This is a genomic window from Cupriavidus sp. 22TCCZM01-5 (assembly GCF_057798915.1).
In genome coordinates this window covers 101,976-123,444 of sequence record NZ_JBYOJR010000017.1, presented here as the reverse complement: position 1 = coordinate 123,444, position 21,469 = coordinate 101,976, and the positions used below count along the sequence as shown (strand labels likewise).

Annotated in this window: 19 protein-coding genes; 12 read left to right on the top strand and 7 right to left on the bottom strand. The window is 59.8% G+C overall.

Going from position 1 to position 21,469, the window contains the following annotated elements:
- Positions 1–151 precede the first annotated feature (151 nt).
- The gene (locus tag AC3FNH_RS17520) at positions 152–1,924 is read left to right on the top strand and encodes an SWIM zinc finger family protein (RefSeq protein ID WP_488720983.1); all 1,773 of its coding nucleotides are present in this window, start codon (positions 152–154) and stop codon (positions 1,922–1,924) included.
- Between the two features lie 93 nt (positions 1,925–2,017).
- Here the strand turns inward: AC3FNH_RS17520 and AC3FNH_RS17515 are convergent, their stop codons facing one another.
- Complete coding sequence (locus AC3FNH_RS17515; RefSeq protein WP_488720972.1) at positions 2,018–2,632, bottom strand: LysE family translocator; 615 nt, start codon at positions 2,630–2,632, stop codon at positions 2,018–2,020.
- 399 nt (positions 2,633–3,031) lie between these two features.
- On the opposite strand from AC3FNH_RS17515, the gene AC3FNH_RS17510 reads away from it, so the two are divergent.
- Positions 3,032–3,781, top strand: coding sequence for a YdcF family protein (locus AC3FNH_RS17510; RefSeq protein ID WP_488720971.1), 750 nt, complete (start codon positions 3,032–3,034; stop codon positions 3,779–3,781).
- A gap of 106 nt (positions 3,782–3,887) precedes the next feature.
- Here AC3FNH_RS17510 and AC3FNH_RS17505 read toward each other — a convergent pair whose 3' ends face one another.
- Positions 3,888–4,220, bottom strand: coding sequence for a DUF1484 family protein (locus AC3FNH_RS17505; protein ID WP_488720970.1), 333 nt, complete (start codon positions 4,218–4,220; stop codon positions 3,888–3,890).
- 476 nt (positions 4,221–4,696) lie between these two features.
- Between AC3FNH_RS17505 and AC3FNH_RS17500 the strand changes: the two genes are divergently transcribed.
- Both AC3FNH_RS17500 and AC3FNH_RS17495 read left to right on the top strand, forming a co-directional pair.
- Complete coding sequence (locus tag AC3FNH_RS17500; protein ID WP_488720969.1) at positions 4,697–5,350, top strand: hypothetical protein; 654 nt, start codon at positions 4,697–4,699, stop codon at positions 5,348–5,350.
- 237 nt (positions 5,351–5,587) lie between these two features.
- A complete protein-coding gene (locus tag AC3FNH_RS17495) occupies positions 5,588–6,343 on the top strand; it encodes an HNH endonuclease (protein WP_488720968.1) in 756 nt (251 codons plus the stop codon).
- A 214-nt stretch (positions 6,344–6,557) separates the two neighbouring features.
- Here AC3FNH_RS17495 and AC3FNH_RS17490 read toward each other — a convergent pair whose 3' ends face one another.
- Positions 6,558–6,944 (bottom strand): very short patch repair endonuclease, encoded by a 387-nt coding sequence (locus AC3FNH_RS17490; protein ID WP_488720967.1) that lies wholly within the window; start codon positions 6,942–6,944, stop codon positions 6,558–6,560.
- A gap of 174 nt (positions 6,945–7,118) precedes the next feature.
- Between AC3FNH_RS17490 and AC3FNH_RS17485 the strand changes: the two genes are divergently transcribed.
- On the top strand, positions 7,119–8,216 hold the full coding sequence (locus AC3FNH_RS17485; protein ID WP_488720966.1) for a DUF262 domain-containing protein: 1,098 nt from the start codon (positions 7,119–7,121) through the stop codon (positions 8,214–8,216).
- Positions 8,213–8,983, top strand: coding sequence for an MAE_28990/MAE_18760 family HEPN-like nuclease (locus tag AC3FNH_RS17480; RefSeq protein WP_488720965.1), 771 nt, complete (start codon positions 8,213–8,215; stop codon positions 8,981–8,983). Before AC3FNH_RS17485 ends, AC3FNH_RS17480 begins: the two co-directional genes overlap by 4 nt.
- Here AC3FNH_RS17480 and AC3FNH_RS17475 read toward each other — a convergent pair.
- From AC3FNH_RS17475 to dnaA, 4 genes are all read right to left on the bottom strand, one after another.
- Positions 8,955–10,004 carry a DNA cytosine methyltransferase gene (locus AC3FNH_RS17475; protein ID WP_488720964.1) on the bottom strand — a complete coding sequence of 350 codons (1,050 nt, stop codon included), beginning with the start codon at positions 10,002–10,004 and terminating at the stop codon, positions 8,955–8,957. The two genes, AC3FNH_RS17480 and AC3FNH_RS17475, sit on opposite strands and share 29 nt — an antisense overlap.
- 99 nt (positions 10,005–10,103) lie before the next feature.
- Entirely contained in the window at positions 10,104–12,629 is a 2,526-nt protein-coding gene (gyrB, locus tag AC3FNH_RS17470; protein ID WP_488720963.1) for a DNA topoisomerase (ATP-hydrolyzing) subunit B, read from the bottom strand.
- Between the two features lie 214 nt (positions 12,630–12,843).
- Entirely contained in the window at positions 12,844–13,959 is a 1,116-nt protein-coding gene (gene dnaN, locus AC3FNH_RS17465; RefSeq protein WP_488720962.1) for a DNA polymerase III subunit beta, read from the bottom strand.
- A gap of 386 nt (positions 13,960–14,345) precedes the next feature.
- Positions 14,346–16,082 carry a chromosomal replication initiator protein DnaA gene (gene dnaA, locus AC3FNH_RS17460; RefSeq protein WP_488720961.1) on the bottom strand — a complete coding sequence of 579 codons (1,737 nt, stop codon included), beginning with the start codon at positions 16,080–16,082 and terminating at the stop codon, positions 14,346–14,348.
- Positions 16,083–16,866: 784 nt separating this feature from the next.
- Between dnaA and rpmH the strand changes: the two genes are divergently transcribed.
- From rpmH to AC3FNH_RS17430, 6 genes are all read left to right on the top strand, one after another.
- Positions 16,867–17,001 (top strand): 50S ribosomal protein L34, encoded by a 135-nt coding sequence (rpmH, locus tag AC3FNH_RS17455; protein ID WP_008650850.1) that lies wholly within the window; start codon positions 16,867–16,869, stop codon positions 16,999–17,001.
- Positions 17,002–17,062: 61 nt separating this feature from the next.
- Entirely contained in the window at positions 17,063–17,551 is a 489-nt protein-coding gene (gene rnpA / locus AC3FNH_RS17450; protein WP_488720982.1) for a ribonuclease P protein component, read from the top strand.
- A gap of 12 nt (positions 17,552–17,563) precedes the next feature.
- Positions 17,564–17,860 (top strand): membrane protein insertion efficiency factor YidD, encoded by a 297-nt coding sequence (gene yidD, locus AC3FNH_RS17445; RefSeq protein WP_276099020.1) that lies wholly within the window; start codon positions 17,564–17,566, stop codon positions 17,858–17,860.
- Positions 17,861–17,881: 21 nt separating this feature from the next.
- Entirely contained in the window at positions 17,882–19,561 is a 1,680-nt protein-coding gene (yidC, locus tag AC3FNH_RS17440) for a membrane protein insertase YidC (protein WP_488720960.1), read from the top strand.
- Positions 19,562–19,659: 98 nt separating this feature from the next.
- Positions 19,660–20,430, top strand: a complete 771-nt coding sequence (gene tam, locus AC3FNH_RS17435; protein ID WP_276099018.1) for a trans-aconitate 2-methyltransferase — start codon at positions 19,660–19,662, stop codon at positions 20,428–20,430.
- Between the two features lie 207 nt (positions 20,431–20,637).
- Complete coding sequence (locus AC3FNH_RS17430; protein WP_488720959.1) at positions 20,638–21,435, top strand: CHAD domain-containing protein; 798 nt, start codon at positions 20,638–20,640, stop codon at positions 21,433–21,435.
- The last annotated feature ends 34 nt before the right edge of the window (positions 21,436–21,469 follow it).

The window sequence follows — 21,469 nt, the reverse complement described above, 5'->3', positions numbered from 1 at the left end:
CCAACGAGCAGTACACGACAAAGGCAGCCGCGCCGTGGCACCGCCTACATCGGACATCGACCGGTATTCAGGCGGCGCGTATTCCGGCAGGTATCATCGTGACGATCCGCAACCGCTGCGGAATGACTTCGATGGAACGCCCCTTTTCCACATGCCGGAACCTTCAAAGCTTGCTGAAATCCTCACACTAGACGAGATCCAGTCGCTAGCCGACGCGAAGACGTTCGCGCGCGGCATGGCCTATTTCCACGACGGCGCAGTGTCCCGCCTTGAGGAACGCGAAGGCGCCATTCACGCCAGTGTGCGGGGCACGCACCGTTACCGGGTCGAGCTCGCCGTCGCTGACGATGGTGGACTCGCCTATGCATGCACCTGTCCGGTGGGTGACGACGGCATTTTCTGCAAGCACGCGGTATCCGTTGCACTCTCCTGGCTGGAAAACTCCGGCGCAGAGGTGTTCCATGCCGAGGAGGCCGCTCAGCAGAAGCCGCGCAAGAAGCGAAAGACCTATGAGGAAGTGATTCGCGAATACGTGGCAACGCTGGACAAGGGCACGCTTCAGGAGCTGTTGCTCGAAGCCCTCGACCATGACCGGACGTTGCGCGACAAGCTGCTGCTCGCCGCGCGTACGGAGCAAGCGTCCGATTTGCCCAGCATGAAAACTGCCGTGCGACAGGCAACTCGCATTCCCCGGCCGCTGGACTGGAGGGAGGCTGATGCATACGGCGACGGACTGATGTCGCTGGCAGACGTGTTGCGCGAGAGGCTTGCCGGACCGCACGCGGCGCAAGTGGTCGAACTGTCTGAACTGGCGATTGCCGGCGCTGAGAAAAGCCTCGAGCAGATTGACGATTCCAACGGCGGTGTGATGCCTGGCATCTTCGAACTGGCGTCTGTCCATCTGGACGCATGCAAACAGACCCGACCCGACCCTGTGAAGCTCGCGGAGCGACTCTTCCACCTGCAGACAGAAGGGGAACGGGACACTTTCTACAATGTCTTGCCGGCGTATGCGGAGCCGCTGGGGGAGAGCGGATTGAGTCGCTACCGGCAACTGGTGAGCGATGCGTGGGAGACCCTGCCGGTGCTTGGTGGCAACGTATCTCGCTTCTCAATGGACCCGCGGCGTATGAGACTGGAGACCGCCATGCGATCTCTGGCGGAGCTTGATGGCGATATTGATTCGCTTATTCAAATTTGCGCCAAGGACCTGTCAAGTCCTTACCGTTATCTGGAGATTGCAGAGCTTTGCGAGAAGCACGGGCGCCCGGACGATTGCCTCGCATGGGCCGAGCGCGGCCTCAGCAAGTCGGGCAAGAATGTTGACCCGCGCCTGCTCGACTTCTGTGTCGATGCCTATCTGCGTCGAAAGCAGTTTGACCAGGCCGACGCGCTCGCATGGCGTCGCTTCGAGATGCGCGCGAAGGCCGATGCATTCCCCGCGTTGATGAAGGTCGCCACGGCGACCGGCAGGCATGACGAAACCCGGGACCGCGCACTCAAGCTCCTTGGGACGCTAATCCAGAAGGAGGAGTCGGCAGGACAATCAAAGCGCCCTGACTGGCAGACGCCGACGCGTACCGAACTGGTCAGGATTTTTCTCTTCGAGAACAAGAACGACTTGGCCTGGGACGCATTCATCGGTGGCCCGGTCGCGACGCAGCTGTGGCCCCGGATGGCGGCGGTTCGCGGCAGCACACATCCGCGTGACGCGATTGCGCTCTATCAGCAGCTGCTGCCGGTGGCCGCCGAAAGCGGTACGCGCAACGCGCGCTATGACGAGGCATTTGAAATCGTGCGCGCCATCGGCAAGTTACGGGCAAAGCTGGGGGAGCGTGCGAAGTTCACCAGCGAACTGGAAAAGATTCGCGCGACCTATCGCGCGAAGCGCAACTTCATCAAGTTGCTGGCTACGTTGTCTTGATCTCTCTATAGGCCGCGCAATCTGGTATTCAAGGCGAGGAGCTGTGCGAGATCGCCGTCACAGTTATAGCCGTCGATCTTCCACTATTCAGGCTCAACCCTCGACGATCGCGACGATACCAAGCGTGATGAAGAGTGCGCCCGCAAGATAGCGGCCGACGGTCAATGCAGTGCCACCCGGCGCCACTCTCTTTTGCAGCTGATGTGCGAGTGCGATACAAACAAGGTCAGCGACCGAGAACAGCAAGTTTGCGCTGATGCCCAAGAAGAACAATTGCCAGCCGATATCGAGCGACATCGACGTATCGACGAACTGCAGCAAGAACGACAGATAGAACAGCGCGGATTTCGGATTCAATGCCTCGATCAGCGCGCTTGACGAAACTACGTTCCTTGGCATGGCGGACGGTTCGCTGCCAGCGTCGGGTCTGGTGTGGATACGCTGAATGCCAAGCCAGAGCAGGTATCCACCCGCCGCCACACGCAGCGTGTGATAGAGCCACGGCGACGTCCTAAGCACAACTGCCGCCCCGATTGCAACAGCGCCGATCTGTAATAGCGCGCCGAGATGAATGCCGAACGCCGAGAGCAAGCCCGCACGCCGGCCGTGCTGAAGCGTTATCGAAATCGTTTGCAGCAGGGCGGGCCCGGGAATGAAGCCGAAGCCAATGCAAGCGGCAGTGAAGGCGAGAGCTTGTGTGGTTGTCATCAGATTTCGTCCCGGCTTGCGCCACAGTCCAACGCTCGTAGTACGACGAACAGGTCAACGTAGCAGGAAGGCATTGAAGCCAATGTGAGAAATGGCTTAACGACCGATGCGTTTTTTCGCTCCATTTCAAAGGCTTAAGCGCCGAATTGGCCGTGTCGAAAGAATCGTGAAGGCGGCGCAGATCACGCTGGCAGATGCGGTGCTTGAAGAGCTGGCTGCATTGGGCCGGACCTGGCATTCGCAAACAGCATCTGAGCAGGTTCCCCGCCGGTCACGACCAGACTCCATCACGGCGCGGTATGCTTCACGTCAACGAATTCAACGCAAAGAACGAAGTTGGCACGAACCACAACGCATGACAGGAGAGCCGGCGCCCCGTGGCGGCGCATCGGACTGGCAATGGCGGGCGCCTTGCTGCTGGGCGACGCCATCGCACTACTGCTGATGGGCCTGTTCAATTTCGGGATCGTGCTGCCGCTGGCCATCGGCGCGGCCTTTCTCGCGCTGTCATGGCGCTGGCGGCAAGTGGCGCAATGGCGCGCGGCGAAGCCGTGGCGCCAATGGATCTGGGCGGCAGGCTGGGGCGCCTTTGCCGCGTGGCTGGTGACGCTGGGATGGTTCTTCCATGGCATCCGCAGCGGCATGGAACCCGCCACGCGCCGTGCATCGCCGCCCGCAGCCATCATCGTGCTCGGTTCCGGCTCGCCGGACTGCGAGGCCTCGCCAACGTTGATGGCACGACTGGAGCAAGGCATGGCGCAAGCGCGCCGCTGGCCGTCGGCCAAGGTCGTCGTGAGTGGCGGCCTGGACTTCGGCGGGCGATGCCGGGAGGCTGACATCATGGCCGACACCCTGATCGCGCGCGGGGTGGCGCCGGACCGGATCCTGCGCGAGGGACGCAGTACCAGTACCGAGGAGAACCTGGTGTTCAGCCAGCGCTTGCTTGGCGAGCAGGGCGTGACGGCCGCAGCGCCCATTGTCGTGGTGACCAGTGATTTCCACCTATGGCGAGCGGTGCGGATTGCGCGCAAGGCGGGGTTCGGCGAGGTGTCCGGCGTGGGGGCGCAGACGCCTTTGTACCTTCGGTTCAATGCGTGGTTGCGGGAGTATTTTGCGGCGATCAGTGGGTGGGTGTTGGGGGAGTATTGAGGCGTTGGGTGGCGGCGCCTTGTGGTGCCGGAATGCGAACGGCGCGAGGCCAGGTGGCTCGCGCCGTATTGCTTTTGGGCCCGCGTTGCGCGGGCCCGGTCCCTCGTCAGACGACCAGCGCCTGCAGGCGGTCGGCGTTGTCGTCGATCTGCTCCTTGAGCGGCAAGAGCAGGGCGTGGAGGCCCATGCAATCGGGGATGTCGTCGCTCTGCAGCGCCAGCAGGGTAAGGACGGAACGCAGGCCGGCGCTGACGCGCAGGAGGTCGTCGCTGGCTTCGAGGATGTGGTCCTCGAGGGTGACGGGCGTGCTGGGTGGGGGCAGGGGGGTTCTGGCGAGGCGGCGGGCCAGGGCGCGGTCGGCTTTGGAGAGGTATTGGGCTAGTAGGGCTTCTTTTTGGGCGAGGGTGGGCTCTTGGGGAGCTGGGGTGGTGGGCTGCATTGAGAACCTCCGTGTGAGTGATGGAGACCCGCCGTCCGCTGCTAATCGGGGTGGGCGGGCACAGGGCAGGGTTAGCAGACCGGCACACACGGAAACCGGCGAGCCCGAAGGCTCCCCCGCCTAGGCCCGCCCGTTGGAACGGACGCGCGAAGGCGTATCAGACGAGAGGAATTCCGCTGCGCGGCTCTATCTGGTGTGTGTTCAGGCTGCTAAACCTCGTCAGCCGAAATTTCAGCTGACGTTCGATTTTTGAACACCTACACCGAAGTGGTCAACGTTGCGGGCGGATTGGAAACGAATTTTGACACACTTGCCGAGTGTGCTCAGGGAGGGAAAGCTGGTCCGGCCGTCCGGTTTTTCATGCCCCCCAATGGGAGTATGCAGTCGCAGTCAAAATTGGCCGTAGACTCCATTAGCTAGCTCATCTAGCGCCTGTGAGAAGCCAGCCGAAAGCATCCTATATTTGCCCTATATCGATGAATCTAGAAACCATAGTAAAACTCGCCTCCGTCGCCATCGGGATATTCACGCTCGCAAAAATTTATCTTGAGATCACTGGAGTTCGCCGCAATCGAGCTCGCGAGGAGTACAGATTTGCGAAGGAATTTCTCTCTTCAATGGAAGAGGAAAAGCAAATCCATCCTTTTGTACGGGAGAAAGGTTATCAAGCAATATCCGGCGATAGCAGCCTTAAGGGTGCAGAGGTGGCCTATCTTCTTTCCTTAAAAGAACCGGAAAAGGCGCTGAAAAATTACGTAATGGGTCGATCATACTTAAAGCACCTTCCGGATCACGGGAATTTACAAATTGATTTTAATGAAAAATATAGAACAAGAAAATCTAGGATAATTAGAAAGTGGCTATATACAACTATATATGCGATTTTCTCCTTCTCCACTATGCTGCCCTTGATTCTATCAAAGTACATCTCAGAAAATATAACCAGCGTATTTACACTCTTCTTCATTCTTGTCATAACGCTGTTTCCAATTGGCCTGATGGCGTTACGAGAAGCCGCCCGAATCCATCGAGCAGAACGCTTGGTTGACAGTCAGCACAGGCATACACAGATTATTGCGGTCGATCCACAGTGGATGCATAGAAATCGATCCCGCGGCTCAGGGCAGTAGACTGAGTCGTTTTCGCGCTTCTGCGTTGAGGCTCACTCTGAACATCCCTGTTCTTGCCAGAGCCCGTGCGACGACGTGCCGAAGCGTGAGGCCACATAGGCAGCGAGGCTAAAAACCTACTGCACGAGGGCAAGGTGGTCCCTGCTGTGAGCCTTCCTCTCCGACCTGAGGAAATATCACCTTCGACGTCGGAAAAAAGCTATACCATGTACGGAGAACAATCGATATGTGCCCCCAATGCCCGCCAAGAAGAAGGACAAGAAGCCAATTTGGCACAGGGACGAGCTAATACTTGCCCTCGACCTATATCTTCGTCACAGCCCGAAACTACCGTCTGAAGGAGCAAAGGACGTCGCGGAGCTGAGCAATCATTTACGCCATATGGCGAAGTTTCTGTATCCTCGCTATGTGCAATCGGATTCGTTTCGCAATACCAACGGCGTGTATATGAAGTTGATGAACTTCAGGCGGCTGGACCCAAAATATGTAAGCGAAGGGAAGAAGGGTTTAAGCCAAGGTGCCAAGGGTGACGAACGCGTGTGGCAAGAATTTGCCAATGATCCTGACCGATGCCATCAGACTGCGGCAGCATTAATCAAAGGGCTCGGGAACGAAGTGTTCGTCGATGCTCTCCCATATCTCGACGAAGAGATTACAGAGGCGGCCGAGGGACGTCTGCTCACGCGGACTCACTTGAAGCGTGAGAGAAATGAGCGGCTCGTGAAGACAAAGCGGCAACGCGCCTTGAAGCAAACCGGCAAGCTGAGGTGCGAGGTTTGCGCGTTCGACTTCGCCGAAATCTTTGGGGAGCATGGCGCTGGTTTTATCGAATGCCACCATACAAAGCCGCTTTCGACTCTTCCGGAGAACAGCAAGACTCATATAGACGACTTAGCGCTGGTTTGCGCTAATTGTCATCGGATGCTGCATCGAGGGAATGCATGGCTTAGTATTGAAGGACTAAAGAAGCTTTTGGACTATAACCGCAAATAGTTGGCCCAGTAAGTCATGGGCTCATCATGACTTCCGCGTCGATTCAATGGAAGCGTGGCTGCATCTTTCAGGATCAGTGCCGGCACTCAATCGAGAGACAACAATCATTGTCGCCTAACAACCGTGTAGCACTCGAAAGCGTCCTTTGGAGTATGGTAAGCAAATCAGTCCGGCAGCAACCGACTGAAAGGCACGGCTATACCTATAGGACCGTCTAATTTGAATCCCTCTGTCGTGCCTTGATGATCTTATAGATACGTAAAGCGGCCTCGTCCGGCACCTCATGAGCCCAAATTCGCACAACTGTCCAACCGAGCACCTTAAGGCGGCGATCGGTATCGCGATCGCGTGCACGATTGGCGTTGATCTTGGAGCACCAAAATTCCGCATTCTCTTTGGGCCATGTACCATGAATCGGGCAGCCATGCCAGAAGCAACCGTCGACGAACACTGCGACTTTAGAGGTGGGGAAAACGATATCGACTACCCGCCTAGGCTTAAAAAGCAATGATACTTGTAACCGATAGCGCAACCCTAAAGCATGGAGCGCCCGGCGCAGGGCAAGCTCAGGCTGCGTGTCCTTTTGACGGACCCGTGCCATTCGCTGACTTGCTTCGAATGAAGGCGAACTCATAGGCTACTATCTTTCAGAGGATTCTTCATCCCACGTTCGCACTATTCTGGTGGATCTCAATTGAAGCATATGTCATGCTCCAGCCTACCTCCAGCTTAGTTGAAGTATGATATTTCCAGAAAAATACCAAAGGCGGCCCAAATGGCACTTTCATCTAACACATTAGATCTGTTCGAAGAAAAATTCACCCCGGAGCAGGTTGCGCTTGCCGAGGCACAAATTTCCGAGCGATCGAAGCGAATCGAGTACTTCGTCACGGAGTTCACGATCGAGATCTTAGCTCAGAAGATGCGTTCCGGCGATTATCTTGTACCGGCATATCAGCGTGAATTCACCTGGGAAGAATCCCGAAAATGGCGCTTTATCGAATCCATTCTCATGGGCTTACCCATTCCATTCCTCTTCTTTTGGGAAGAGCCAGAAACCGGAAAATTTGAGATAGTTGACGGCTCACAGCGTTTGCGAACATTGGAAGAGTTCATGCATGATGAACTTGCTCTGGGCGATTTGGAGAAACTACCTGCACTAACTGGCTTTCGATTCTCCGATCTCCCAGAATCGCGTCAGCGGAAACTAAAGAATCGGTCGATTCGAGGTATTGTGCTCAGCGAACACGCCGACGACGAGGCTCGATTCGACCTTTTTGAGCGGATAAACACGGGCAGCAAAGTCGCAAATAAGGCCGAATTGAGGCGCGGCGCGTTGAGTGGACCATTCTTGGATCTCGTAATCGAGCTCGCAAACGATGCTCGCTTCAAATTGCTTGCACCCGTTAGTGTCAAGCAAGAAAAGGAGCGTGAGCGGGAAGAACTTGTCACTAGATTCTTTGCGTACGGCGATGGCTTGGAGGATTACGCAGATGAAGTTTCACCTTTCCTTTTTGCCTATTCCAGAAAGAAGAATGAAAATTTTGTAGACAATCCCGACCAAGTCGATAGTTATCGTGAGCGTTTTCACAAGACTATGCAGTTTATCGAGCGGGCCTTTCCATATGGCTTTCGTAGGATCCCCAAGGGGAAAGCGACACCGCGATCGCGGTACGAAGGGATTGCGTTAGGCACTTATCTTGCAATGCAAGCTGCCCCCAATCTAGAGCCAGATGCTGGAAAGGTAGTGCCCTGGCTCGCCTCAGAGGAGTTCCTCAATGTGGTTGGGTCGGATGGCGCCAACGCAATTGGTCGATTGCAAGGGCGCATGAATTTCGTCCGAGATAAGCTTCTTGGACAAGAGGTCAAATGATGTCTGAATTGACACTAGAAATAGTTGAGGTAACCTTTAATGAAAGGCGAGGGGAAATTGAAGCCTATTTTTCCCTTGTCGAGGCTCTGGAGAAAAGCCTTCAAATCGGCCAGCCTACTATTCAGATAGGAGCGTTTCAGCATCATGTCACACCGCTTCAACAACGCATCTTATACGCCGGGCTTTATCTGCACCTATACAATTTAATAGAGGCAATAGTTACCTTATTGATAGGTACGATTGAAAATGTTGCGACACAAGGAGGCGCGCTTAATGCTCGCCACCTCTCCGATGAACTCCGACTGCAGTGGGTTCGGTCAGTGGCAAGGACGCATGAACTATTGACACCTGAGAACCGTTTGGAGAGCGCTCTTGAGGTCTGCCATCACTTTCTCGGCTCACTACCACTCGGTTTAAAGATCACTAAAGGCGGAGGTGGTAACTGGGATGATGATGAAATTGAAGTTCTCGCCAAGAAACTCGGAATACCCCTTCGTGTTCCGAATTTGGTTTATAGGCGGGTTAAACAACCCGCACGCGACAATAAGGGTCCCTTAAAGCTTGTCAGAGATTTAAGAAATAAGCTGGCCCATGGCGCGATTTCCTTTTCAGAATGCGGCAATGATCATACCGCAGCGGATCTACGTGCTATCGCAGATGCCACGATTGACTATCTAGATCATGTAATCGTGGCCTTCCGGAGCTATATAAATGCTCGCGGGTATCTCAGAGAAGAAACTATTGCTGCGCTAAATGTTCCCGTATAGCGTAAGCAATTGCTTCAGCAAGAGCCACTGGTACGGCATTACCGATATGCCGACCAGTGTTCCTGAAAGTAATCTTCTCGTTCGGCGCCGTGAAGGCATAGTCTTCGGGGAAGGTCTGTAGCAGGGCAGCTTCACGCAATGAGATTGCTCGATTCTGATCAGGATGCCCAAATCGGCCGCTTCCCAGAGCATAGGCCTGAGTTGTTATAGTTGGCCCCAGATCGTCCCAAGACATGCGCCCATAGACGCTTGGAAACGTCGCCCCGCTCAAGCGTTTATGACAGTCCAAGCGCAGGCTTTGGGGCCAATCTTGCCACCCCCCACCTGGAGGTGTCGCCTTGATCCTCTTCAGATTTAAAGTCGAAAGTCTTGGACTAACATGAAGTGGATCATCCACCGGTGCTGGACCGCCCGCAACTATGGCGGGAAGTCTTCCTATTGCATCCTCAACGGTGCGCGGCCTGCTAGTTCCTTCCTTCGACATTCCAAGGTCGATGTGACCATGTTTTGATGCCAGTAAAACGAGGCGCTTGCGCGTTTGCGGAACTCCATAGTCAGCGCATCGAACAATTTGTTCGCTGATGTGGTAGCCCATTTCCGCAAGTTCGTCCTTGAAGCGGGTATAGACAGCGTGCTTCCTACGAGCAAGTTCCGGCACGTTCTCGGCCGAAACAACATCCGGCATCGTCGCGCTGATCAGGCTTCGGAAGTGATCCAGCAGGGACCATCTGCGATCCTGCCTCGAGCCATCCGATACAGATGCGCCGTACTTATAGCTATAGGTAGAGAACGGCTGGCATGGGGCACAGCCTATGAGGACTCTTTTCGCACCACGCGGATACCACTTCGTCAGTTCGTCAGGAGTGATATCTTCGACACCCTTGTGGATAAACTGAGCCCCGTGGTTGTTTTTTTCGTAGGCATATCGACAGGTGGCATCAATATCGTAGCCTGCTTTTACGGCGATCCCTGCTCGAATAAAACCATGTGTCTTACCACCGACGCCACAGAAAAGATCCACTGCCGCTATTTTAGGCGTTCTCTCTTTCGATGAAGTCCGTGTTGATGAAGCGCGTACCATAAGCTTGCGAATTGGTAATCTGCTGGACTGTTCGAATAGTCAAACATCAATATTCCGCGCCACCAACGCATTAGATTCGATGAAGTTCCTACGCGGCTCCACCTCATCCCCCATCAGCGTGGTAAAGATCTGATCCGCCGCAATAGCATCCTCAATCTGCACCTTCAGCAGACGCCGCTGCGTAACGTCGAGGGTGGTCTCAAACAACTGCTCAGGGTTCATCTCACCAAGACCCTTATAGCGCTGCCGCGACACACCGCGCTCCGCTTCGGACAGCAACCACTGCATCGCCCCATGGAAGTCATTGACAGTCTGATCCCTCAGCTTGTCCCCTTCCCCGCGCTGCACCTTGGTCCCCTCAGGCGTCAGCCCCTGGAACGTCTTGGCCGCATTGGCCAGCGCCGCGTAATCCGCCCCGTGGACAAAGTCCGCATCCAGGTGCGACAGCCGCACGTTGCCATGATGACGACGCGCAATCATCAGCCGATGCTTGTCGGTCTTCTCATCAAACTGGGCATACACATCCGCCGTGCCATCGTCATTGACCGCGGCGCCAATCAACGTCTTGGCATGCATCTCCGCCAGCTTGGTCTTCAGCGCCACGGCCGAAGCCTCAGCCGCCGGCGCGCTGTCCAGGTCCAGCGTCACGCCATCAGCAATCGCGCGCAGCGCATCCTGATCCACGATGCGTGACAGACGGCCGATCACGCCTTCCGTCAGCTGGTACTGCCGCGCCAGCTCGGTCAGCGCATCGCCATTGATCTCCGTGCCATCCGGGCGCACCAGCACGGCCTTTTCCATGGCCAGCTTGAGCAGGTAGGCGTTGAGCTCGACGTCGTCCTTGATGTAGCGCTCTTCCTTGCCGTGCTTGATCTTGTAGAGCGGCGGCTGGGCGATGTACACGTAGCCGCGCTCGATGATGTCGGGCATCTGGCGGTAGAAGAACGTCAGCAGCAGCGTGCGGATGTGCGAGCCGTCCACGTCCGCGTCAGTCATGATGATGATGCGGTGGTAGCGCAGCTTTTCCAGGTTGTAGTCGTCCTTGCCGATGCCGGTGCCCAGCGCGGTGATGAGCGTGAGCACTTCCTGGCTGGAGAGCATCTTGTCGAAGCGCGCGCGCTCGACGTTCAGGATCTTGCCCTTGAGCGGCAGGATGGCCTGGAACTTACGGTCGCGGCCCTGCTTGGCGGAGCCGCCTGCGGAGTCACCCTCCACCAGGAAGAGTTCGGACTGGGCCGGGTCTTTTTCCTGGCAGTCGGCCAGCTTGCCGGGCAGGCCCATGCCGTCCATGACGCCCTTGCGGCGGGTCATTTCGCGGGCCTTGCGGGCGGCTTCGCGCGCGCGGGCGGCGTCGACGATCTTGCCGCAGATGGTCTTGGCGTCGTTGGGCGTTTCCAGCAGGAAGTCGGTCAGCGCCTTGCTGACCAGCTCTTCCACGGGCAGGCGCACTTCGGACGAGACCAGCTTGTCCTTGGTCTGCGAGCTGAACTTGGGCTCGGGCACCTTGACGGACAGCACGCAGGCCAGGCCTTCGCGCATGTCGTCGCCGGTGGTTTCCACCTTGGCTTTCTTGGCGACTTCGTTTTCTTCGATGTACTTGTTGATGACGCGCGTCATCGCGGCGCGCAGGCCGGTCAGGTGGGTGCCGCCGTCACGCTGCGGAATGTTGTTGGTGAAGCAGAGCACCTGCTCGTTGTAGCCGTCGTTCCACTGCATGGCCACTTCCACGCCGATGCCGTCTTTTTCGGTGTTGGCGTAGAAGATGTTCGGGTGCAGGACGGTCTTGGAGCGGTTGATGTACTCGACAAAACCCTTCACGCCGCCGGAGAAGGCAAAGTCTTCTTCCTTGCCGGTGCGCTGGTCGACCAGCTTGATGTGGACGCCGTTGTTCAGGAACGAGAGCTCGCGGATCCGCTTGGAGAGGATCTCATAGTGGAACTCGACGTTGGTGAAGATTTCCTCATCCGCCAGGAAGTGGACTTCGGTGCCGCGCTTGTCGGTGGCGCCGATGATCTTCATCGGCGAGACTTCCACGGGCTGGCCGTCCGGGCCGGTCACGGTCTCGATGATGCGGTTCTGCACATCGCCCTTGGCGAACTCGATCAGGTGGACCTGGCCGTCACGGCGCACGGTCAGGCGCAGCCACTTGGACAGCGCGTTCACGCAAGACACGCCCACGCCGTGCAGGCCGCCGGACACCTTGTAGCTGTTCTGGTTGAACTTGCCGCCGGCGTGCAGCTCGGTCATGGCGATTTCCGCCGCGCTGCGCTTGGGTTCGTGCTTGTCGTCGAACTTGACCAGGGGCGGGATGCCGCGGCCGTTGTCGACGATGGAGATCGAGTTGTCGCTGTGGATGGTGACCTGAATCTCGGTGCAGTAGCCGGCCAGCGCTTCGTCGATGGAGTTGTCCAGCACCTCGAACACGAGGTGGTGCAGGCCGGTGCCGTCGGAGGTATCACCGATGTACATGCCCGGACGCTTGCGTACCGCCTCCAGGCCTTCCAGGATCTGGATCGACGAGGCTCCGTAGGTGTTTTCCTGTTGTGGTGCTTGCGCTTGGGTCATGTTTTCCTACTCACGGCAAATACGGAAACCGGCCATGTCGGCAAATTTGCCAGGCCTGGGGCTTCCGCAAGGCGGTTACTAAAAACGGCAAAAGGGGCGGACCACTTTCGATCCTGCCCCCGCTGCGAGAAGACTGCCCGTATTGATTCGGGTGTCGGTGCGTGCCGTTTGCTGCTCCGGTATGTCGTTGTCTGCGTGTCCTGTTACCGGAACATCAGATGCGCATCGGCATGACGACGTACTTGAAGTTGTCGTCATCCGGCACGGTGATCAGCGCGCTCGAATTCGAGTCGCCGAGGCTGACCTGCACTTGCTCGCTCTTCAGGTTGGCGAGGACGTCGAGCAGGTAGGTTACGTTGAAGCCGATGTCGAGCGCGTCGCCCGAGTAATCGAGTTCCAGCTCTTCCTGCGCCTCTTCCTGGTCGGCGTTGGTGGAGCTGATCTTCATCATGTGCGTGTCCAGGATGCAGCGCACACCCTTGAACTTGTCGGTCGTCAGGATGGCGGTGCGTTGCAGCGCCTGCTGCAGCCTGACGCGGTCAATCGCAAAGGCGTTCTTGTAGCCCTTGGGAATGACGCGCTGGAAGTCGGGGAACTTGCCTTCCACCAGCTTGGAGATCAGCTCGATATTGGCGAAGCTGAACTTCACCTGGTTGGCGGCCAGCTGCACCTGCACGGGGTCGTCGTTGTCTTCGAGCAGGCGTTGCAGTTCCAGGATGGTCTTGCGCGGGATGATGACTTCCTGGCGCGAGCCCACACCGGCGGCTTCGTTTTCCAGCTCCACGCCGCAGTAGGCCAGGCGGTGGCCGTCGGTGGCGACTGCCATGACTTTCTTGCCGTCGACGACGAGCAGCATGCCGTTCAGGTAGTAACGGATGTCTTGCTGCGCCATGGCGAAGTGGACCATCGCCAGCAGGTGCTTGAAGGTCTTCTGCGGCAGCGAGACGCTGGCGTTGAATTCGGTGGCTTCGGCAACGGTCGGGAATTCTTCGGCGGCCAGCGTCTGCAGTGCGAAGCGGCTCTTGCCGGACTGCACGGTCATGCGCTTGTCGTTGAGCGACAGGGCGACGTCGCCGTCGGGCATGGCGCGCAGAATGTCGAGCAGCTTGCGTGCGGCCACGGTGGTGGCCACGCTGTCATTGCCCACGCCGCATTCGGCGTGCGTGGTGATCTGGATCTCGATGTCGGTCGAGAGGAAGGATACGTTCGAGCCGGACTTGCGAATCAGCAGGTTGGCCAGGATCGGGAGGGTGTGGCGGCGCTCCACGATGCCGCTCACGATTTGCAGCGGACGCAGCAGATTGTCTCGCGAGGTTTTGACCAATTGCATTGAATTTATCCTTCGTCGTTTGTCGTCGGCGACCGCAAACTCCAGGCAACTCCAATTCACTTAGAAATCAAGGAGTTAATGTGCCATTGTACCAAGGATAAGCCGCTGCGGTGAAGCGGGGCGAAACCGTCGGAAGTGGGGACTGTGCAAAAAAGCCACGATGCCCGCCCGGCACTTTTTCGCCGGACTTTCCGCGTTTCGTCCCGACTCACCGCAAAGCCTTATCTGTGGCCATTACTGCACACGACTTGCGGCGGAGCCGATGTTGTTTAACAGGCGCCCCAGGGCCTTCCCTGTGACGCCTGACCTACAGTATGCCAGCCTCGAAAGGCCAGCTTTTGGAAAATCTGGCCGCCCCGGTTTCCCGGGCCGGCGTCCAACCAAACTCAACCCTTCAGCGTCTGTTCCAGCACGTGCAGTTCGTGGTTGAGCTGCGCGTCCTTGCTGCGCTCGTCGGCGATCTTGCGCACCGCGTGCAGCACGGTGGTGTGATCGCGTCCACCGAAGAGTTCGCCGATCTCGGGCAGGCTCTTCTGCGTGAGTTCCTTGGCCAGGTACATCGCGATCTGGCGCGGCCTTGCAATGTTCGCAGGCCGCTTTTTCGAGTACATGTCAGCGACCTTGATGTTGTAGAAGTCCGCGCAGGTCTTCTGGATGTTCTCGACCGAGATCTGGCGGTTCTGCACCGTCAGCAGGTCCTTCAGCGCCTCGCGCGTCACCTCGATGGTGATGTCGCGGCCGTGGAAGTTCGAGAACGCCAGGATCTTGCGCAGCGCGCCTTCCAACTCGCGCACGTTGGAACGCAGGTGCTTGGCGACGAAGAACGCGACTTCCTCTGGCACGCTCACGTTCTCGGCGGCGGCCTTCTTCATCAGAATTGCCACGCGCATTTCCAGCTCGGGCGGCTCGATGGCCACGGTCAGGCCGGAGTCGAAACGCGAGATCAGGCGATCGTCGATGCCAGTGATCTCCTTCGGGTACGTATCGCTGGTGATGATCACCTGCGCCCGGTTGGCAATCAGTGCCTCGAACGCGTAGAAGAATTCTTCCTGCGTGCGGTTCTTGCCGGAGAAGAACTGGATATCGTCGATCAGCAGCAGGTCGAGCGAGTGGTAGTAGCGCTTGAACTCGTCGAACGCCTTGCGCTGGTAAGCCTTCACCACGTCGGACACATATTGTTCGGCGTGGATGTAGCGGATGCGGGCGCGCGGGTTCTCCAGCAGCATGAAATTGCCGATGGCGTGGATCAAGTGCGTCTTACCGAGGCCCACGCCGCCATAGAGATACAGCGGGTTGTAGGACTTGCCCGGGTTGTTGGCCACTTGAATAGCGGCGGCGCGCGCGAGCTGGTTGGCCTTACCGGTGACGAAGTTGTCGAACGTCAGGATCGGGTTCAGGCGCGAGCGCTCGTGCACCGTGTCGCTGGCCTGGCCGGGCTGCTGACCAGGCTGCGCAACGGGCGCGCCCGGATGCTGCACGATCGGGCCCGACTGCATGGGCGGTTGCTGCTGCTGCGCGCGGTAGGAGCGGGCGGCGGCTTCGGACGGATCCATCTGGACCACGTCGATCTCGCCCATGTCGACACTGTGTTGCGCGGCCGGCGCCTGCCGCGGGCGAGAGCCACCTTGCAGCGGATGGCCGGGGTAGGGCGCCTGGCCCGGCCCGAAGCCGGCTTGGCCGCGGGCGGACTGGTACTCGCCATAGCCCGGCTGCATGCCGGGCTGGGCAAACTGCTGGCCCATCGGCTGCCCCATGGGTTGCCCCGTCGGCTGGCCGGCATAGCCCTGCATACCCGTACCCGGTGCTGCGTGAGCGTCGGGTCCGGCACCCATGGCGCCTACCGGCGGCTGCGCATAGGCAGCCGCACGGCCCGATGCAGCAGGATCCAGGACAAAGTGAACACTGACCTGCGCTTCCCAATATTCGCAGGCAAGGGCAGTAATACGCCCCGAAAACTGGCTCTTGACCCAATCCAGCTTGAACCGGTTCGGCGCAGCAATGCGCAGCGTGAGCGCTTCTTCGTCGAAACCGACGGGCGCCAACGGCTTGATCCAGGTTTTGAACTGTTGCGGCGTCAGTTCGCGCTCGAGTTGCGCGGCTGCCGCCTGCCAGAAGTCTTGCATTGTTTTTTGTTAAGTTAGCGCATCCCCAGGGTGCGCCACGGCTACTGTCGCGCTTGCCAGCCCGGCCTTCTTTGTACCCATGCCTGCGGCGCCGGCATCGGTTTACGTATACGTCCTTGTATACGGTCCGCCGTGTCGACCTGCAAAAACTTGGGGGGAAGCCCGGGATGCGCCTGCGCCACGCAGCCCGTGTAGTGATTGGACCGGGATTGTACCCCCGGCCTCAAGTTATCCACAAAGGATAAGTCTGTGGACAACTTGTGCAAATTCGGTGGATTGGTGTGCACAACCCGAGCAGTGGCGCGGGTTTCCGGCATGCTGCAACGCCGGAAAATACTGAGGAAACAGGGACTTCGGCCATTCTGGCAGCCTGACGCAGTGCATAAATCAGCACGCAAACTTGTTAACAGGCTGTTGTGGACAATGACGCACGGCTGTTTACGTAGTGCTGTCGCGATTGTGTCCTTGCACACATGACGGAGTCTTGACACTCGCGCGGAAAATCGTTTAAATGGCGGGTTCTGCGATGCGGCAGGGGATCTCGTATGCGCATCGCCGGGTCTGGCCTGTCCGTGCCGCCCGCGCCTTGCAGGTATACCTTGCAATCCAGCGCTGGCCGGCTTCAGGGCCGGCACCAAGACAGAACCAGAATCGTCGTGACTTGTTGGTAAACGCCCCAGGCTTTTCCGACGCGCGGCAACCCCAACGCGAACCATACGCGGCGGCCACGGCACCCCGGCACCGGCCGGAGGCGGGCTAGCCCAGATCAACCAGAGAGTGCAACATGAAACGTACCTACCAACCTTCCGTTACCCGTCGCAAGCGTACCCATGGTTTCCGTGTGCGCATGAAGACCCGTGGCGGCCGTGCCGTCATCAACGCTCGTCGCGCCAAGGGCCGCAAGCGCCTGGCAATCTAAGGGCCGGGCGACCGGTCTGGACGGCGGCGACGCCGTCCATGCCAACCGCCTCGCGTTCTGGATGGCCGGTAGCTTGCCGCAGGCTGCAGTGTTCCCGCTAGCGTTGCCAAGCGTGTCTACCTTTGCCTTTCCCAAAGCCGCGAGGCTGACAAAGACGGATGAGTTTTCATCCGTTTTTGCTTTGCGGCCCCGCAAGCGCAGTACGCACTTCGTGCTCTACGTGCGCGCCAACGGCCGGGCCGAGGCCCGGCTGGGCGTGGTGGTGGGCAAGAAGTTCGCACCGCGCGCGGCCGAGCGCAATCTGGTCAAGCGCATGGCGCGCGAGCTGTTCCGCCAGCGGCAAGACCAGCTGGGCGGGCGCGACGTGCTGCTGCGGTTGCAGACCAAGTTTCCGCGCGCGGAATTTACCAGCCGCGCCGCGGTCCGACAGGCGTGCCTGACGGAGATTTCCAGCCTGCTGGAGGTCGCCGCCAAGCCCTTGCCACCGCCGCCTGCGCCGCCGTCATCACCATCGGCCTCGCCAGAACAGCCCAAGGGCCTTCCGGCCTGACCGCTCCCAGCCATGAAGCGAATCCTGCTAGCCCTGCTGCGCATCTACAAGATCGCTCTGAGCCCGTACCTGGGCTCGCGGTGCCGCTTCTGGCCGACCTGTTCCGACTACGCCCGCGACGCCGTCATCCGTCATGGCGCCGCGCGCGGCAGCTGGATGGCCGCTTGCCGGCTATGCCGTTGCCATCCTTTCGCACAAGGCGGGTATGATCCCGTGCCGGGTGCGGAAGCGGAAACGGCACAAACGGGCAAGTTTGCCCATCCCGCGGCAGGCCATGGGCCTGTCACCGTCCGTCTCCCACGACCCTGATTTCCCCGACCACAGCGAGACATGGATATCAAACGCACCATCCTCTGGGTCATCTTCTCGATGTCCCTCGTGCTGCTCTATGACAACTGGCAGCGCGCCAACGGCCACGCGTCGATGTTCTTCCCGAGCGCGACGCAGCAGCAGGCCGCCTCGGCGCCCGCCGCCGCCAGCGCAGCCCAGGGCGATGTGCCCAAGGCCAACGTTGCCGCAGGCGCCGCCGCTCCGGCAGCCCCGGGTGCCCCGGGTGCAGCCCCGCAGGCAGCCGCCCAGCCCACGGGCGAGAAGATCGTCGTGACCACCGATGAGGTGCGCGCCGAGATCGACACCGCCGGCGGCATCCTGTCGCGCCTGGAGCTGCTCAACGAGCACGAGAAGGACGGCAAGCCGGTGGTGCTGTTCGAGCGCGACACCACGCGCACCTACATGGCACGCTCGGGCCTGATCGGCGGCGACCTGCCGAACCACACCACCGTGTTCACGGCCACCCCCGGCCCGCGCACGCTGGACGGTGCCGACAAGCTCGAAGTCACGCTGACCGCCGACAAGAACGGCGTGAAGTTTGTGAAGACTTACGTGTTCCACAAGGGCAGCTACGTGGTCGATGCGCGCTTTGCCGTGACCAACGGCGGCACCGCGCCGGTCTCGCCGACGCTGTACATGGAGCTGGCGCGTGACGGCAGCAAGGTGGAGCAGTCGCAGTTCTACAGCACCTTCACCGGCCCGGCCATCTACACGGACGCGGACAAGTACCACAAGATCACGTTCGAAGACATCGCCAAGGGCAAGGCCAGCACGCCGGCCGCCACCAGCAGTGGCTGGGTGGCGATGGTGCAGCACTACTTTGCCTCGGCCTGGATTCCGCAGGCCGGCAAGGAGCACAGCTTCTACGTCCAGCAGATCGACCCGAACCTGTACCGCGTGGGTATCCAGCAGCCGCTGGGCGAGATCGCCCCGGGTGCCACGGTGACGACCGATGCGCGCCTGTTCGCCGGCCCGCAGGAAGAGCGCATGCTCGAGAAGATCACCCCGGGCCTGGAACTGGTGAAGGACTACGGCTGGCTGACCATCCTGGCCAAGCCGCTGTTCTGGCTGCTCGAGAAGCTGCACGGCTTCCTGAACAACTGGGGCTGGTCGATCATCGCGCTGACCGTGCTGATCAAGCTGGTGTTCTTCCCGCTGTCGGCGGCGAGCTACAAGTCCATGGGCAAGATGAAGGACCTGCAGCCGCGCATGACCTCGATCCGCGAACGCCACAAGGGCGATCCGCAGAAGATGAACGCGGAGATGATGGCGCTGTATAAGACCGAGAAGGTCAACCCGCTCGGCGGCTGCCTGCCCATCGTGATCCAGATCCCGGTGTTCATCGCGCTGTACTGGGTGCTGCTGTCGTCGGTGGAAATGCGCGGTGCGCCGTGGCTGGGCTGGATCCATGACCTGTCGGTGCCGGATCCGTTCTACATCCTGCCGATCATCATGGCTGCGTCGATGTTCCTGCAGACCAAGCTGAACCCGACCCCGCCGGACCCGGTCCAGGCCAAGGTCATGATGATCATGCCGCTGGTGTTCTCGTTCATGTTCTTCTTCTTCCCGGCCGGCCTGGTGCTGTACTGGGTGGTGAACAACATCCTGTCGATCGCCCAGCAGTGGCAGATCAACCGCATGCTCGGCAAGGGCAAGGCGGCGGTGGCAGCCAAGAGCTGAGCGCAGGCGATGCAGAGGTTTTGATGGAAGCCCGGTGGAGACACCGGGCTTTTTTGTTTTTGGGCATCCGGCGATGCCCTGTACCTGAGGAGATATTCGTGACCTGGTCCGCCAATCAATACGTCGCCTTTGAAGATGAACGCACGCGCCCGGTGCGCGACCTGGTCGCCGCGATCCCGAACCAGATGATCCGCACGGCCGTGGATATCGGCTGCGGGCCGGGCAACTCGACCGAGGTGTTGATGTCGCGCTATCCCGGCGCGTCGATCACTGGCATGGACAGCTCCGACGACATGATCGAAGCCGCGCGCAAGCGCCTGCCCGACGTGCAGTTCGGCCTGGCCGACATTGCGGCGTGGAATGACCCGGGCCCGTACGACGTGATCCTGGCCAACGCCGTCCTGCAGTGGGTGCCGGACCATGCCACGCTGTTTCCGGCGCTGGTGCAGAAGCTGTCCCCCGGCGGCACACTGGCCGTGCAGATGCCGGACAACCTGGAGGAGCCCGCGCACCAGCTGATGCGCGAAACCGCCGCTAACGGCCCGTGGGCCGGCAAGCTTGCCGCCGCCAGCAATGCGCGTGCTGCGCGGGCTTCGGCGCGCTGGTACTACGAGCTGCTGCGCCCGCACTGCTCGCGCGTGGATGTCTGGCTGACGGTCTACCACCATCCGCTCGCCGGTGGGGCGAAAGCGGTGGTGGAGTGGTTCAAGGGCAGTGGGCTGCGGCCGTTTATCCAGCGGCTGGATGATGCGGAGCGGGCGGCTTATCTGGAGCAGTATGAGGAGAAGATTGCCAGGGCTTACCCCGCACTGCCCGATGGATCGGTGTTGCTGCCGTTCCCGAGGTTGTTTGTGGTGGCGACGCGCTGAGGCTCAGCCAGGCAGGTGGCAGACGGCCTCGATATTGTGGCCGTCCGGATCCAGCATGGTGGCGTGTGTGCGCCTTGCAACGCGAAGGGCCGGCGCTGTCAATCGCCAAGCGGCGGCTGCGGCGCATCGCACCCTTGCTGACGTGCCGCATCGCCTACACTTGAATCTGCGTCCCGCTCCTCCGCCGAAATTCGAGTGGCTTTTGCCATGAACGCTGATTCCTCCCCAAGGCTGCACCGCAAAACGCGTCCGGCGGCGGCCTTCGCCGCGTTGGGCGAAACCGGGTTGCGCCGCATCGAAGACTGCATCGTCAATCTGTTGCAGCGCGACGAGGTGGAGGACGTGCATGCGCTTCGCGTCGGCGCACGCTATCTGCGCGCGGTGTTGTGGGTGTTTGGCCCGCTCTTGCCGCAAGGCATCGCGCAGCGCTGGAAGCAGGACATGCGCGCGCTGGCCGAAACGGCCGGCGAGGTGCGCGACTGGGATGTGTTCCTTGCCGAGACCGTCCAGCCGGCCTTGGCCTGCCAGCCTGGAGATTCGATCCTCCATGCCGTGGCCGACACGGTACGCACGCGCCGCCGCCTCGCGCGCGAGGTCATGGTGGCCCGGCTCGCACAGTATGGCGACGATCCGCTGCCGGCCCTGCACCGGGACCTGGCCCACCTTCCGCTACACACCGACGATGGCACCGGCTGCCTTGGGCCCTTCGCCCGCACGCGCGTGCGCAAGGCACGCAAGACGCTGCGCCAGCGCAGCCTTGCCGCGCGCCATGACGGCCTGCGGGCACTGCACCGCCAGCGCATCGCGGGCAAGCGCCTGCGCTATGCCATCGAAGCGCTCGCGCCCGTATTGCCGAAGCAAAAGACCAGGCGCCTCCATCACAAGCTGGTCAGGCGGCAGGGCAAGCTGGGCGGCTTGGTCGATGAGAGCGTGGCGCGGCGGTTGATGTGCGAATGTCTGGACGTGGCGCCGCAGGAATACGGCGCCGCACCCGAAGCTGCGTGAATTCGCCCGCGCCGCAGCTTCGCCGCTTTCTCGC